Origin of the sequence: Halovenus amylolytica, from assembly GCA_004015825.1 — an archaeon.
GTDB lineage: Archaea > Halobacteriota > Halobacteria > Halobacteriales > Haloarculaceae > Halovenus > Halovenus amylolytica.
Genome location: SAYS01000004.1, coordinates 125,049 through 138,055 on the forward strand (window position 1 = coordinate 125,049; position 13,007 = coordinate 138,055).

The following is a 13,007-nucleotide window of genomic DNA, read 5'->3' on the forward strand; positions in this document are numbered from 1 at the left end:
AGCTACAGTTTGCTTTCGGCGTCTTCGGCCAGCTCTTTCATCCGCTTGCCGACGCGGCCGGCATCCGAGAACTCGTCTTCGCTCATCGCGTTTGCGAGTGCGTTGCCGAGGACGAAGACGGCATGCTTGTGCTCACTTTTCGACATGTGGACGTCGTCGGGTGTCACACCGACCTCGTGATACTGATCGAACAGACTCTCGTCGACCTGTTCGAGATCCTTGAAATAGTCCATGATGAGAACCATCTGTTCGTGGAGTTCGAGAAGCTCGTCTTTGTGCATGAGTATATATTAGACCGATAGTACCATAAGTTTGTTTGGAAGCCAATTCACAGGCTGTTGTGGATAGATGGTCAGAAAACGTACTCGTCTTCGTGACCCATCATGCCGTCTTCTTCGTATCCCGGCTCTTCGTCCTCGTCGATCGGCCCGCTCGTCTTGTAGGCTTTGAGTCCGGTCGACAGGAGGTCTTCGATCGCCTCCTCTCTGTTGAGAAACTCGCCTTGTTCGACGAGCTGGGCGATCTGCATTTCGAGATGTTCGGGGATCGTGATCTCTACCTTGGGCATCGCTTCAAACGTGCTAACACAAAGAACTATTTAAATCTGACGGGAATATGTGCAACTTACCGAAAAAGATTTTTCATAATCAAAAACATGGCGGACAGGGCCGCGACTAGCTGGATGGATGCGAGCCGATGATAAAAGTAGGATGTACATACTGTGGATGATCCCCCAGTCGTTTGCGGATCGTCCGGAGTATTCAGACAGCTGTCGCCGGCTCCCGAGTCCACAGAGGAGCGGGAATAACCGACGGTATCAAGCCTCCGGAGTCCTAACTGGAGGTAGATGGAACGAACGGTCGACGGGCAGACGGGGACGGCCGGGCGCGAATCGGTGTCCGTTCGCAGTTGTCCGCTCGATTCGGCAGCTGCATTCGCGTTGTTGGACGCCTTCGACCGGCCGCGGTTCGCATGGGCGAGTGAGTCGACAGTTACCGTCGCGAGCGGAAACGCGGCGACGATCACAGCCGATGGCCCACAGCGATTCGACACTGTTCGGGCGGATGTCGAGTCCCTGTTCGACCGCCTGGCGACACCGTCCGAGACTCCCCACGCCGCAAGGCCCAGGCTGTTCGGAGGGTTTGCCTTTACCGATACACACCGTGATCCCGGAGATGGCTCGCCCTGGGCGGGGTATCCAGGCGCGTGGTTCACACTCCCTGCCGTCCAGCTGACAGTCACACAGTCGGGGAGCTGGCTGACGACAGCCGCGGCTGGTCCTGCAAGCGAGGAGACCGCACAGAGCCGGCTGGAGCGGTGGCGCGACCGGGCCGGGACAGTACCGAGCCCGACCGAGCAGGGAACACCCGGCGTGCTCTCGCGCAGCTACGCACCACCGCTTTCGGACTGGCAGCACGAAATTGCCGAGGCAACGGCGAAAATCGAGGCCGGCGAGCTCCGGAAAGTCGTGCTCGCACAGGCACTGACGACCGAACTCGAACGACCAGTCGACGCAACAGAGATGCTCTCCAGACTCGGGGACTCCTATCCGGACTGTTTCCGGTTCCTGTTCGAACCCGGGACAGGTGGTGCCTTCTTCGGGGCGACGCCGGAACAACTGGTCTCGGTCCGTGGCGAGACCGTCGAGACGGAGGCACTTGCTGGCTCGATCGGCCGTGGCGAGACGACCGAGGAAGACGAGTGGCTCGCAAGCCAGCTTCTGGAGAGTGAGAAGAACAACCACGAACACGACATCGTCGTCGACACGATCCGGGACCAGCTGGAGCCGCTGACATCGGCCGTGGAGCCTGGCGAGCGAACGATCAGGAAACTCGCGAACGTCCAGCATCTCCAGACTCCGATCCACGCGACGCTGTCGGAGGACCGCCACGTACTCGACCTCGTCGAGGCACTCCATCCCACGCCTGCTGTCGGTGGATTGCCACCGGAGCTTGCACTCCAGACGATCAGCGAGACGGAGGTCTTCGACCGTGGCTGGTACGCGGCACCCGTCGGCTGGATCGACGCCGACGGCAACGGCACCTTCGCGGTCGCGATCCGGTCGGCACTCGCGCGTGAGAAGACTGCCACGCTGTTTGCCGGCGCCGGTATCGTCGCGGACAGCGACCCAGACGAGGAGTGGGACGAACTCCAGCTCAAGTACAGACCGATTCTCGACGAACTCACATGACGGCGCCGAACCGGAACACACTCTGGGCCGAGAGCATCGTCTCCGAACTGGTCGCAAACGATGTCGAATCCGTCTGTGTCGCGCCGGGAAGCCGGTCGACACCGCTGACCGTCGCAGTCGCGAACCACCCGGAGATCGAGGTGTACTCCCACCTCGACGAGCGGTCGGCGGCATTTTTCGCGCTCGGTCGGGGGCGGCGTACCGGAGAGCCGACCGCACTGATCTGTACGTCCGGGACAGCGGCGGCGAACTTCCATCCGGCGGTGATGGAGGCAAACGAGGGACGGGTCCCGTTGCTCGTCCTGACTGCCGACCGGCCACCCGAGCTACACGACAGCGGTGCAAATCAGACGACAGACCAGCAACGACTGTACGGCAACGCGGTCCGGTACGACAGGACACTCCCCGAACCCGAGGCGAGCGCACGGAAACTCCGCTCACTCCGGGTGACGGTCTCGCGGGCTGTCGGAGCGACGACGGGAACACCACCGGGGCCAGTCCATCTGAACGTTCCGTTCCGGAAACCACTCGAACCGACCCCCGTCGAGGGCGATATTCCGGAAGACTTCGAGCAGCGGCATCCGCTGGCCGCAGATGGCCGGGACGGCCCCTTCGTCGAGCGAACGGTCGGCGAGTCACAGCTGTCCGACCAGCAGATCGACCCACTGGCGGCAGCAATCGACCGCGCTGATCGCGGGCTGATCGTCTGTGGGCCGGCGGCCCGTCCGACGCCAAGCCCAGACGCTCTCGCAGCGCTCGCAGAGCAGACCGGGTATCCCGTACTCGCAGATCCACTCTCGGGCCACCGGTTCGGCAGGCACACAGCATCGATCCCGATCTGTGGTGGCTACGACTCCTATCTCGACGGCTGCGAGTGGCCGGATCCGGATATCGTTCTCAGGTTTGGGGCGTCACCGACCTCGAAGAACCTCCGGAAGTATCTGGCGGGAACCGACACTCGCCAGCTCGTCGTCGATCCGGCGGGCGGCTGGCGCGAGGCGGAGTTTACCGCGACGGATCTCGTCGAGGCAGCACCCACGCCACTCGCGAGAGCGCTCGCCGGCCAGCCAGTCTCGTCCGGGCTGAACTCTTATAGGGAGCGATTTACCGGGACAGAACAGCGCTACTGGGAGACAGTAGAGAAGGCCTGTAAAAAGCAGTGGTTCGAGGGAGCTATCCTGAACCGCGTGGCGGACCTGTTGCCAGACCCCGCGACGTGCTTCGTCTCGAACAGTATGCCAGTCCGTGATCTGGACCGGTTCGGAAAACCGCAAGATGGCGAAATTACTGTTCTTGGAAACAGAGGCGTTAGCGGGATCGACGGAATCATTTCGACGGGACTCGGTGCCGGCAGCGCGACGACCGATCCGCTTGTGATCGTGCTCGGCGACCTGGCCCTGTATCACGATATGAACGGGTTGCTGGCGCTGCAACGCTGTGGCGTCGACGCGACGATCGTGCTGATCGACAACGATGGCGGTGGCATCTTCCACAAGCTACCGATCAGCCAGTTCGACCCGCCGTTCACCGATCAGTTTCTCACCCCGCACGGCCTCGACTTTGCGCCGGTCGCCGACCTGTACGAGTTCGAGTATGTGACAGCAGCCGACCTCGGGGAGTTCGCCGATCTGTTCGAGGCCTCGGTTGGCACTGCTGGGAGCCAGATTATATCCGTCCAGACCGACTCGGAGCAGAGCCACCAGATCCGCGAACAGCTACACGAGCAGATCCTCGACGAACGGTCAGCGTGACAGTCAGGGCTGTCGGCTCGGTTTGATCGCCAGCCAGGTCAGGACCGAGAGACCGAACGGGAACAGGACTGCCGAAACGGCGAGAACGCCGTACAGTGTGAAGGGACTGACACCGACGACTCCGAACAGTCCAATCGGCAACAGAACCGACCAGATACCGAAGACGACGATCCCCACCTGCGGGATACTCTGGAGATACGCGATGACCATGATCGTACAGAATGCGACAGTGAGTTTCGCCGCGGTCGGAAATGGAGGGAAGAGCGCGCCAGCGAGTAAGATCGGATAGATGACCAACGTCGTCCCGAGGAGGACGATCGTCTGCTGTGAGTCGAACAGCCGGCGCATCTCGAACATCTCGTGGCCATCCCCGACAGTGTAGGATCGGTCTGTACCCCAGGTTTCGTGGGCGCTCTCGGCACCTGTCCCATCGGTCGACTGACTCCAGTTGGGACCAGCGTGCTGGGATGCCCGTTGCTGGCGAGTTCGGCTGTGATCAGTGGTCCCACCATAGCCGGTGCTTGAGTTCCCTCCGGCACCGCTGCTCCCAGTGTGGGTGCGATCGCTGGCCCCCCGGTGGTCGCGTCCCGTCTGATCCCGGTCAGCATCGACGCCTGGCGTGTCGGCCACACTGACGAACTGTTCGTGACCCAGTCTATCGTACTGGCTCCGTGTTTCGGCGTCCGTCAGCACATCCTTGGCCTCGATGAGCTGTTTCGTCCGCTCGCTGGCCGATCTGTCGTCGCTTACATCCGGGTGGGTCTCCTTGATCCGGTCACGGTAGGCTGCTTTTATTTCGTTCGTCGAGGCATCCCGGGAGACACCGAGCAACTCGTAGTAATCCTCTGCCATCTATAGGACGGGCGTACCTGTGATAACGAGGAACAAAATATAAATCTGTAGGCAATTCAGGCCCGGTGCCAGACGGTGTACTGATACTGGTGGCTGTAAGAAATGAACGAATTTCGACCCGACGTGGGGTGAGTCGAACAGCGTGCAGCGATCCTCGTGAGCACTCGTTCTCACGGTGGTCGAATATTTGTCCGAATTGACAGCCACCAGTATGAACCAGCCTCAGCCACGATCTTCGACCTCGTCACCGACCACTGCGTCGACGACCTCCTCGGTGTCGGGATCGATGAGCAACCAGAGTTCGTCTTCGTCCATCTGTTTGGCACGCTCGCGGAACTCCCGCTGGATATCCTCGGCGGTCTCCCGGACGTCGCTCAGTGTGATCGGCTTCTCGACGCGCATGAGCAGTTCTTTCTCCGAAACATCGACAGAGTCCTCGTACCGGTCGCGCTTCGATGCGATGTAGCCACAGTTCGGACACGCCCACCCCGAGACGGCCTGCTTTAGCTCGGTCACGTAGATCACCTGCAGTCCAGTCCCGCAGTCCGGACACTCGATATCGGTCTGCTCTATCGTCATCGTCCCCTCCACATACCTCGGTGGATGGCTTCGAGTACCTCGAATCTGTCGCCTGCCCGGTCGAGCGAAACGTTGATTATGCGAGAGAATAACATACAAATGAAGCCCTGGTGCGTGGGGCTTCCGACGGGAACCACCGTCGCTCGGCTCCGGATATTGGCACCGCAGTCAAATCAGCGGGTCGCGGGGCTGACCGGCCGGCAGTTCCGCGACACTTTTTCGAATCAGGAGAGGCCGTCACTGCCTCCAGTTCACGGGGGCGGTCTTTTACGAACGCTTACGAACCCGAGACTCCTACCTGCAGAGAATGAGTACGAAAGACCTCGACACAGACGAGGTCGCAGAGATCTACGACGAACTGCTCAAGACCTACGAGACGGAGTGGGCCTACCGTGGCCACCGGAGTCTCCATCTGGCGTACTACGACGACGACCACGACGAACCCGGCTCGGCGGCGATGAACACGATGCGGCTTCTCTCCGAGGCTGCCGAGGTCGATAGCTCGGATCGGATTCTCAACATCGGCTGTGGTGCCGGCGAGGACTCCGTCTGGAACGCACAGGCCTACGGCACCCCGGTCATCGGCGTCAACATCAGCGAGAGCCAACTCGAATTCGCCAGAGAAAACGCGGAGGAACACGGCGTCGAGGAACTGACGACGTTCAACTACGACAACTTCCAGACACTGGAGACGGTGGACGACGACTCCGTCACACTCGTCTGGGGTCTCGAAGCACTCTCACACTCCCCCGACAGGACGCAAGCCCTCGACTCCGCGCGGCGTGTCCTGACAGAAGATGGCCGCGTTGCATTTACTGATCTCTTTTTGCGGACGCCAGTCGAGACGCTGTCGGAGAGTGATCGGAAGAAAATCGAATACATTGACGATGCCCTCGGGCTTCGGATCGGAGATATCGACGGCTTCGAGACGACTCTTCGAGAAACAGGATTCGAGAACATCGAAATCGAAGAGCTGACCGATGGGATCAAACCCTGTACGAAGCGCCGCCGGAAGTTCGCACGCGTCGCGTATCCGGTCGGACGGGTCATGGAAAAACTCGGACTTACCACGAAAATGCAGATTAACGGGCTCGCGGCTTCGTCGAAAATTCACAAACTCATCCAAGCAGGCGTGCTCGGCTACTACATGGTGACCGCAGACCGGGCCGAAACGACCAACTGAACCCCTTAGACGTCGATACTGGTCGATTCGTCGACCCGTTCGAAGACGACTTCGAGGACACCGTTGTTGTACGTCGCGTCCGCCGAGTGTTCGTCGACTCGACCCGGGAGCGAGATCCGTTCGTTGTACTGCCGATCAGACGCGTTCGCATCGAGATGGAGCATCTCCCCGTCGCATTGCAGGCCGATCGCATCCTTGTCGACACCCGGAATGTCTGCGATAACGCGGATCTCCTCGTCGTGTTCGTGGAGATCGAAGTGGATATCTGTCTCACTTTCGCCAGTGTTGTGCCCGGAGTTGTGTTCGAAATTAAAGTTTGCCTCCGGACCCATCATTTCGTTCATCATACGCTCGATCTCGTTGAAAAACTCGTCGAACGGGTCGTCCCTGTCGTCGTCTCTCATACCAGTTTATACGCCTATACAGTTGAAAAACCTTCGGCAAATACCCGATTTGTCTGTCAGGAACGCGCCCGCGACAGATATCCCGACGCCTTTTGTATCCGACCATCCTATCTCGGCCATGGACGATCCGTTACAGCGTGTTGCGATCCCCTGTCCGGCCTGTTCACCGGATAGCGAGACCGTACACGAGATACTCAAGCCCGGTGGGCAGGCGACAGTGCGATGTACAGCGTGTAGTCACGTACACAAAGAACAGCTGCCAGAACAGCAAACCGAAACGAAAGACGTCGTGGTCTCACAGGACGGCGAGTCGTTTTCCGCGTCGGTCGAGGTACCGACCGACGAGTCGCTCGCGGTCGGTGAAGAGTTCCTGCTCGAAACGGACGAGGCGATCATGACGGTCCGGATCACGAGTCTCGAAATCGACCAGGGTCGTGAGGAGGAAGCCCCGGCCGAGGAGGTTCAGACCATCTGGACACGCGGCGTCGGCAACGTCTCGGTCAACGTGACCGCTCACCCGAAAGGTGGCGGCCACGACGAGACCCGCAGTTTTTCACTGCAGGTTCCCGGCGACTACGAGTTCACGGTCGACGAGACGGAGGAACTCGGCGGCGAGGAGTTCACCGTCGAGGGAATCCTATTGCGGGACGACGCGACGGGCTACGAACACGAGAAGCTGGATTTCGAGGGCGATATGGCGATTGCGAAAGATATCAAACGCCTGTACGCCAGAGATCAGTCGACCAGCGCCTGGTCGGCCTGGTGAGAACCGGCGAAAGACGACCAGTATCAATCCAGACCGATGGACTTCGACAAAAAACGCGACCAACTCGTCGAACGGCTCGAAACACACAGAAATCTCGGCGACCGGACACTCGATGCGATCCGGGAAGTCCCGCGTCACGAGTTCGTCCCGGCGTCAAAACGGTCCGCTGCGTACAACGACGCGCCACTGCCGATCGGCGAGGGCCAGACGATCAGCGCGCCACACATGGTCGCGATCATGGCCGAACTGCTGGAGTTAAAGGCCGGCGACGAGGTGCTGGAAATTGGGACCGGCTGTGGCTACCACGCTGCCGTCACGGCCGAACTCGTCGGCCCGGAACACGTCTACAGTGTCGAGTACCACAGTTCACTTGCCGAACGAGCCAGGGAAACACTCCAGCGGACAGGGTACGGCGAGGTTTCCGTCCGAACTGGCGATGGCCGGGAGGGCTGGTCCGAGTGTGCACCCTATGACCGCTCGTATCTCACCTGCGCGGCAGACACGTTCCCCGAGTCACTGCGTGAGCAGGTCCGGACTGGTGGGATCATTCTCGGTCCGTTGCGCGACGGTGGACAGCGACTCGTCAAAGGAGTCGTCCAGTCCGATGGAACGCTCGAACGCGAGACCCACGGTCGCGTCCGGTTCGTGCCGCTGAAGTAGTTCTCCGAAACCGCCCGCGAGCGGTTAATTCATTACTACTCGGCGACAACCAGTCGACATGGACCCTGCGGTACTGCGTGACGATATGGTAGCCAGCCTGGAACACGACAGCAAGGGCTGTGTCCAGAGTGAGGCTATCTCGATTGCGATGCGGGCGGTCCCACGCCACGCGTTCGTCGAGGACGACCGTGCGGCGTACGCGGACCGACCGTTCGAGCGGTTCGGGACGAGAGTCCTCGCGCCGAGTACGGTCGCCCGGCTCCTCGAAGCGCTCGATCCAGGGGAAGACGACTCAGTCCTCGTCGTCGGCGCTGGCGTGGGCTACACGGTCGCTGTCCTGGCGGAGATCGTCGGTGGACGAAACGTCCAGGCGATCGATATCACGCGACGACTCGTCTACGAGGCCCGGGAGAATCTCGCCGAGGCCGGCTACGGCGAGGTGCTCGTCGACCGGGGCGACGGAGCCGACGGGCTTCCGGGCTACGCACCGTACGACCGCATCCTCCTCGAAGCCGCGGCAGTGCAGCCACCCCAGCGGCTCGTCGACCAGCTCGCAGACGACGGGAAACTCGTGATGCCGCTGGGTGCGAGCAACCAGTCCATCGCGGTCGTCTCGGGCGACGGTTCGATCGAACGGCTCGGCGGCTGTGCGTTCGATCCCATGCTGGTCGAGGGCGAACAGGCCGACACCGTCGAGCGAAACCGGACCCACCGTGAGGACCGCGAGTTCGCCGAGCGGGACGCCCGCCGCCGCAAGGGGTGGGAACTGGACTGGATCGACTGGGACTAGGCGTCGATCACCAGCAGCCCCGTATTTTCCCGCTCGTCGACGTACTCACCGTTCGGTGGGCGGATATCGAGTTCGATCCGCCCCTCGTCCTGGTTGGGTCGGAGTTCGGGTGCTACCTCCAGTGTCGCAACCCCATCGGGCCCCGTTTCTGCCCGTTCGAACGAGGGGAGTGTCGCAGTATCACCTTTCGCGATCACCGTCGCCGCCTCGATTGGCTCACCGTCCGGGTCGACCACAGTCACGTTGACTGTCGTCGTCTGCCCAGGTTCGACGATATCCGGATCGGGATCGGTGTCCAGTTCTGTGGTGTTCAAGCTATCGAGTCCACCGATGACGTTCATCATGACACCCAGGCAGGCAACGCCGACGACCAGGGCGATAACGAGCCTGACTGGAAGTCCCTCGATTGCACGCTCGTCTTGCCAGAAACTTCGTGCTGACATGGACAGGTATGGGTCCATGCTGGTATATAAACGTCCGGAGAGTGGACAGCTTGGAGGTTGGTATTATCAATGAATACAACAAAATTATATCCGTATCAGTCTGGTATTCCGTACTGTTCATGAGCTTCAGCGATCAGTTACTCGACGACGGTGCGGAGATCTGGGCGGCACAGAAAGCACACCCGTTCGTGACAGAGTTGGCAGCAGGGTCACTCGACAAATCTGCGTTTCGCCACTGGATCGAGCAAGATTACAGATATCTGCTGGATTACGCACGACTGTTCGCGATTGCGGGCGCGAAGGCCCGCGACGAGCAGACGATGACCGATCTGCTCTCGATTGCACACAGCACGCTCGACAACGAGATGGATCTCCACAGAGAGTTCGCCGCCGAATACGGGATTTCTCGTCCGGAACTGGAGCAAGTCGAGAAATCCCCGACCTGTGAGGCCTACACGAGTTTTCTGCTCCGGACCGCCTACGAGGGATCGATTGCCGAGATCAGTGCTGCACTCTACCCCTGTGGCCAGGGCTTTCTGGATATCGGTGAACGTGCTGCGGAGCTTGCGGAAGATGAACACCAGTACACGCCCTGGATCGAGACCTACACCAGCGAGGAGTTCCGCAACGTTGTCGAACTAATGCGAGATTTCGTCGACCGCTGTGGAGACCGATATCCCGGTGAACACGAGAAAATGCGGGACGCGTTCCTGACGAGCGCGCGCTTCGAGTACCAGTTCTGGGAGATGGCCTACACGCAAGAACAGTGGGAGGTATGATTTGAGCGATACAGCCGTTTTCAGTGGTCTCGGCGGCCTCGCCACCAGCTGATTAGCTGTCTGCACTCGGTAGTGTGATTTCTTCGTCGTCAGCGTACACTGTCGGCTCTGTGAGAATCCCATCGAGGTGGATCGGCGCTTCGACGGTACCGCCGATCCCGTGGTCGTCACCGATCGCGACGTGGACAGTGCCACCGGCTTTCTCGTCCAGGAGGACCGACCCGACGAGATCCGTGACGGCGATGTTCGTCCCGATGCCGAGTTCCGCGAGGTTGTAGGCGTCGTCCCCGACTGCTTCGGCAGCCTCCTCGACCTCTCCGCGCAGTCCGTCGTCGTCGATACTGGTGACTGTCCCGTCTTCGACGCTAAACTCGATCGTGTGACCGTCTTCGAGCTGTCCGTGTGGCATCATCGTCCCGTCGACCACGACCCTACCGTCGGCCGTTTCGGGGCTGACGAACACCTCTCCGGCCGGGAGATTCGAGAAGTCACCGGGCTCGTGGACGATACCGGTGTCTTCACGCCATCCCCGGATCCCGGGGACGAACGTGATATCTGTCCCCTGTGGCGAGGTGACCCGGATCTCTTCGGCATCTTCGACCTGTGCGAGTACGTCTGCACAGGCCTGGCGGATCTGGTCGTAATCGGCGTCCATCCCCATGAGAAAAACGCCGTCCGTGATCCCAGGGAGCGTCGCCATCCGGGCACCGGACTCGCAAGCCTCGACGCGGGCGGTGGTGTGACTCAGACTCTTCGTAGTCGGTGCGAGGACGACGTCTGCGTTGCGGATCGCGGCCGCAACTGGCTCCGGCGGCTCCTCGCCGTGCTGGTTGCCCGGCGGATACCGCAACATGACCGTGTCATCCGTGATATCACTGCCGACAGTGTAGAGGGCTTCTGCGATGGCCTTCCGTTCGTCGTCGGTGACGATGGCACACGACTCGTCGGGATCGAGATTCAGGCACTGTTCGACCGCCGTCTTGGCCGGCGCATGCAGCGAGGCGTTGCTCATACAGATGCATAGACGACGACCGGGATAGGCGTTTCTCTCGTAGGTACTGGACTGCCGTGGAGGCCGCCACCTGCCTCAGACAAGAACGCGCTCCAGTTCGACGACAGTCCCGGAATCGCTGTCGGGATCGCTGGCGAGGTCGCCGAGACAGACTGCCGATCCGTTCGGCGTGTAACAGGCCACGAGCTCACCCGGCTCGGGAACTGCATCACCCACTGTCGCTGGTTCGGCGTCGATCACACCAGGTCCGTACACCGGGGCACCCTCCGCGACCTCCTCGGCAGCGCTCGGTGCAATCGTGATCCTGGGCAGCGTGACAAGCGCCACCTCGGCTGGTTCGACGATCTCTCGAAGCAGTGTCTCGTCGCCGTCTTCCTGCCAGAACGCGAGTGCGTCTGTGAACGCTTCCATGGTGGACAGATCGGTGTCGTCGAACTCTCCGGTCTGTGTCCGGCGCAGGTCACCCATATGCGCCCCCGTCCCCAGCGCGAGCCCGATATCGTGACAGAGCTTTCGGATGTAGGTGCCGGCCTCACAGCGGATCCGCAGCAGTGCCTGTCTGTCCTCGCGTTCGAGAATTTCGAGCTCGTGGATCTCACGGACGCGAAGCTGTCGTTTGACGGCACTTTTCCGGGGTGGCTTCTGGAGCAGTTCACCCTCGAACTCGGCGACGATGGCCTCGAAATCCGACGGTGCTGGTCCCTGGAGTTCGAGCACGGCGATATACTCCTTCGTGCTGTCGGCGAACAACTGCGCCATGCGTGTCGCGTCACCGAGCAACATCGGCAGGCAGCCAGTCACTTTCGGATCGAGCGTTCCGGTGTGTGCCACGCGGTCGAGCAATTGTTCGTCGGTTGCATCGTTGGCCAGCCGTTTCACCCAGTCTGCGATCTGGTGGGAGGTCGGTCCGGGTGGTTTGTCGAGATTGAGTACGCCGAATTCGAGCAGCGATTCGACAGCCCGCTCGTCCGGTGGCGCTCGGAGCGTCATGCAGTAAAGTCGTAGTCGACCCCGGTCACTGGCTGTTTGCCCTCGTCGATTTCGGGGTCGTAGGCGTCGATCGCCTGGCTGGCAATCGAAAGCGTCCCCTCCACACTCCAGCGGCCAGTGTTGATGACGATGTCGTAGATCGTCATATCGTGGATATCGATACCATAGTACTCGTCGTATCGGAGTGCTTCACTCTCTGCGCGTGCCTCGGTTTCCTCACGCGCTCTGTCGACGGATTTGTCCTCCCGATCGGCGATCCGCTCGGCACGGACCGTCGGTGGCGCATCCAGCCAGATCCGCAGATCGGCGTGTTCGGCAGCCATCCAGCCCGCGAGGCGGGATTCCAGGATGAGATCGTCGCGCTCTGCGGCGATCGACCGGAGTCGACGATCCAGATCACGGTCGATCTGGTCTTCCTCCTCGGCGAGTTTGTTCAGTTCCAGTGGCGTCAGCTCGCGCTCGGCAGCAATCTCTCTGAAAATATCACCACCAGAAATGTGCTCGTAGGATAGCTTCTCCGCGAGGTTTGCAGCGAGCGTGCTCTTTCCACTGCCCGCTGGTCCGGAGACGGTAATCAACATACGCTATGTGATGGTGGAGCCCTAAA

Annotated in this window: 16 protein-coding genes; 7 read left to right on the plus strand and 9 right to left on the minus strand. The window is 60.8% G+C overall.

Features of this window, described 5'->3' with window-relative positions:
* Positions 1 to 2: 2 nt before the first annotated feature.
* Together EOW68_RS04230 and EOW68_RS04235 are read right to left on the minus strand one after the other, a co-directional pair.
* Positions 3 to 281, minus strand: coding sequence for a UPF0058 family protein (locus EOW68_RS04230; RefSeq protein ID WP_128223941.1), 279 nt, complete (start codon positions 279 to 281; stop codon positions 3 to 5).
* A 71-nt stretch (positions 282 to 352) separates the two neighbouring features.
* Entirely contained in the window at positions 353 to 568 is a 216-nt protein-coding gene (locus EOW68_RS04235; protein WP_128223942.1) for a ribbon-helix-helix domain-containing protein, read from the minus strand.
* Between the two features lie 279 nt (positions 569 to 847).
* Between EOW68_RS04235 and EOW68_RS04240 the strand changes: the two genes are divergently transcribed.
* Together EOW68_RS04240 and menD are read left to right on the plus strand one after the other, a co-directional pair.
* Positions 848 to 2,191, plus strand: coding sequence for an isochorismate synthase (locus EOW68_RS04240; protein ID WP_128223943.1), 1,344 nt, complete (start codon positions 848 to 850; stop codon positions 2,189 to 2,191).
* A complete protein-coding gene (menD, locus tag EOW68_RS04245) occupies positions 2,188 to 3,942 on the plus strand; it encodes a 2-succinyl-5-enolpyruvyl-6-hydroxy-3-cyclohexene-1-carboxylic-acid synthase (RefSeq protein WP_128223944.1) in 1,755 nt (584 codons plus the stop codon). The genes EOW68_RS04240 and menD overlap by 4 nt, the downstream gene beginning before the upstream one ends.
* A gap of 3 nt (positions 3,943 to 3,945) precedes the next feature.
* Here menD and EOW68_RS04250 read toward each other — a convergent pair whose 3' ends face one another.
* A complete protein-coding gene (locus EOW68_RS04250) occupies positions 3,946 to 4,794 on the minus strand; it encodes a J domain-containing protein (RefSeq protein WP_128223945.1) in 849 nt (282 codons plus the stop codon).
* Positions 4,795 to 5,016: 222 nt separating this feature from the next.
* Positions 5,017 to 5,373, minus strand: a complete 357-nt coding sequence (locus EOW68_RS04255) for a hypothetical protein (protein WP_128223946.1) — start codon at positions 5,371 to 5,373, stop codon at positions 5,017 to 5,019.
* A gap of 307 nt (positions 5,374 to 5,680) precedes the next feature.
* Here EOW68_RS04255 and EOW68_RS04260 point away from each other — a divergent pair, with 307 nt between their 5' ends.
* Entirely contained in the window at positions 5,681 to 6,556 is an 876-nt protein-coding gene (locus EOW68_RS04260; protein ID WP_128223947.1) for an SAM-dependent methyltransferase, read from the plus strand.
* Positions 6,557 to 6,561: 5 nt separating this feature from the next.
* Here the strand turns inward: EOW68_RS04260 and EOW68_RS04265 are convergent, their stop codons facing one another.
* Complete coding sequence (locus tag EOW68_RS04265) at positions 6,562 to 6,960, minus strand: Hsp20/alpha crystallin family protein (RefSeq protein ID WP_128223948.1); 399 nt, start codon at positions 6,958 to 6,960, stop codon at positions 6,562 to 6,564.
* 118 nt (positions 6,961 to 7,078) lie between these two features.
* Between EOW68_RS04265 and EOW68_RS04270 the strand changes: the two genes are divergently transcribed.
* The 3 genes from EOW68_RS04270 to EOW68_RS04280 are packed head-to-tail and all read left to right on the plus strand — an operon-like array spanning position 7,079 to position 9,176.
* Positions 7,079 to 7,726, plus strand: a complete 648-nt coding sequence (locus EOW68_RS04270; RefSeq protein ID WP_128223949.1) for an HVO_0476 family zinc finger protein — start codon at positions 7,079 to 7,081, stop codon at positions 7,724 to 7,726.
* 36 nt (positions 7,727 to 7,762) lie between these two features.
* Positions 7,763 to 8,386 carry a protein-L-isoaspartate(D-aspartate) O-methyltransferase gene (locus EOW68_RS04275; RefSeq protein WP_128223950.1) on the plus strand — a complete coding sequence of 208 codons (624 nt, stop codon included), beginning with the start codon at positions 7,763 to 7,765 and terminating at the stop codon, positions 8,384 to 8,386.
* Positions 8,387 to 8,444: 58 nt separating this feature from the next.
* Positions 8,445 to 9,176, plus strand: coding sequence for a protein-L-isoaspartate O-methyltransferase family protein (locus EOW68_RS04280; protein ID WP_128223951.1), 732 nt, complete (start codon positions 8,445 to 8,447; stop codon positions 9,174 to 9,176).
* On the opposite strand, the gene EOW68_RS04285 is transcribed toward EOW68_RS04280, so the two are convergent.
* Complete coding sequence (locus tag EOW68_RS04285; RefSeq protein ID WP_128223952.1) at positions 9,173 to 9,619, minus strand: DUF7382 domain-containing protein; 447 nt, start codon at positions 9,617 to 9,619, stop codon at positions 9,173 to 9,175. The genes EOW68_RS04280 and EOW68_RS04285 overlap by 4 nt on opposite strands.
* Before the next feature lie 119 nt (positions 9,620 to 9,738).
* On the opposite strand from EOW68_RS04285, the gene tenA reads away from it, so the two are divergent.
* The gene (gene tenA, locus EOW68_RS04290) at positions 9,739 to 10,398 is read left to right on the plus strand and encodes a thiaminase II (RefSeq protein ID WP_128223953.1); all 660 of its coding nucleotides are present in this window, start codon (positions 9,739 to 9,741) and stop codon (positions 10,396 to 10,398) included.
* A gap of 52 nt (positions 10,399 to 10,450) precedes the next feature.
* Here tenA and EOW68_RS04295 read toward each other — a convergent pair whose 3' ends face one another.
* The 3 genes from EOW68_RS04295 to cmk all read right to left on the minus strand — a co-directional run bounded on the left by EOW68_RS04295 (position 10,451) and on the right by cmk (position 12,981).
* On the minus strand, positions 10,451 to 11,410 hold the full coding sequence (locus tag EOW68_RS04295; RefSeq protein WP_128223954.1) for an aminopeptidase: 960 nt from the start codon (positions 11,408 to 11,410) through the stop codon (positions 10,451 to 10,453).
* A gap of 75 nt (positions 11,411 to 11,485) precedes the next feature.
* On the minus strand, positions 11,486 to 12,400 hold the full coding sequence (locus EOW68_RS04300) for an RNA-guided pseudouridylation complex pseudouridine synthase subunit Cbf5 (protein ID WP_128223955.1): 915 nt from the start codon (positions 12,398 to 12,400) through the stop codon (positions 11,486 to 11,488).
* Positions 12,397 to 12,981: a (d)CMP kinase gene (gene cmk, locus EOW68_RS04305; protein WP_128223956.1), complete on the minus strand. Its 585-nt coding sequence runs from the start codon at positions 12,979 to 12,981 to the stop codon at positions 12,397 to 12,399. The genes EOW68_RS04300 and cmk overlap by 4 nt, the downstream gene beginning before the upstream one ends.
* Positions 12,982 to 13,007: the final 26 nt, after the last annotated feature.

Excerpts from the sequence above, each read along its gene's own strand:
- EOW68_RS04230 (WP_128223941.1), bottom strand. The coding sequence starts at position 281 with ATGCACAAAGACGAGCTTCTCGAACTCCACGAACAGATGGTTCTCATC.
- tenA (WP_128223953.1), top strand. The coding sequence starts at position 9,739 with ATGAGCTTCAGCGATCAGTTACTCGACGACGGTGCGGAGATCTGGGCG.
- EOW68_RS04285 (WP_128223952.1), bottom strand. The coding sequence starts at position 9,619 with ATGTCAGCACGAAGTTTCTGGCAAGACGAGCGTGCAATCGAGGGACTT.
- EOW68_RS04280 (WP_128223951.1), top strand. The coding sequence starts at position 8,445 with ATGGACCCTGCGGTACTGCGTGACGATATGGTAGCCAGCCTGGAACAC.
- EOW68_RS04295 (WP_128223954.1), bottom strand. The coding sequence starts at position 11,410 with ATGAGCAACGCCTCGCTGCATGCGCCGGCCAAGACGGCGGTCGAACAG.
- EOW68_RS04255 (WP_128223946.1), bottom strand. The coding sequence starts at position 5,373 with ATGACGATAGAGCAGACCGATATCGAGTGTCCGGACTGCGGGACTGGA.
- EOW68_RS04270 (WP_128223949.1), top strand. The coding sequence starts at position 7,079 with ATGGACGATCCGTTACAGCGTGTTGCGATCCCCTGTCCGGCCTGTTCA.
- EOW68_RS04260 (WP_128223947.1), top strand. The coding sequence starts at position 5,681 with ATGAGTACGAAAGACCTCGACACAGACGAGGTCGCAGAGATCTACGAC.
- EOW68_RS04275 (WP_128223950.1), top strand. The coding sequence starts at position 7,763 with ATGGACTTCGACAAAAAACGCGACCAACTCGTCGAACGGCTCGAAACA.
- EOW68_RS04300 (WP_128223955.1), bottom strand. The coding sequence starts at position 12,400 with ATGACGCTCCGAGCGCCACCGGACGAGCGGGCTGTCGAATCGCTGCTC.
- cmk (WP_128223956.1), bottom strand. The coding sequence starts at position 12,981 with ATGTTGATTACCGTCTCCGGACCAGCGGGCAGTGGAAAGAGCACGCTC.
- EOW68_RS04240 (WP_128223943.1), top strand. The coding sequence starts at position 848 with ATGGAACGAACGGTCGACGGGCAGACGGGGACGGCCGGGCGCGAATCG.
- EOW68_RS04250 (WP_128223945.1), bottom strand. The coding sequence starts at position 4,794 with ATGGCAGAGGATTACTACGAGTTGCTCGGTGTCTCCCGGGATGCCTCG.
- EOW68_RS04265 (WP_128223948.1), bottom strand. The coding sequence starts at position 6,960 with ATGAGAGACGACGACAGGGACGACCCGTTCGACGAGTTTTTCAACGAG.
- menD (WP_128223944.1), top strand. The coding sequence starts at position 2,188 with ATGACGGCGCCGAACCGGAACACACTCTGGGCCGAGAGCATCGTCTCC.
- EOW68_RS04235 (WP_128223942.1), bottom strand. The coding sequence starts at position 568 with ATGCCCAAGGTAGAGATCACGATCCCCGAACATCTCGAAATGCAGATC.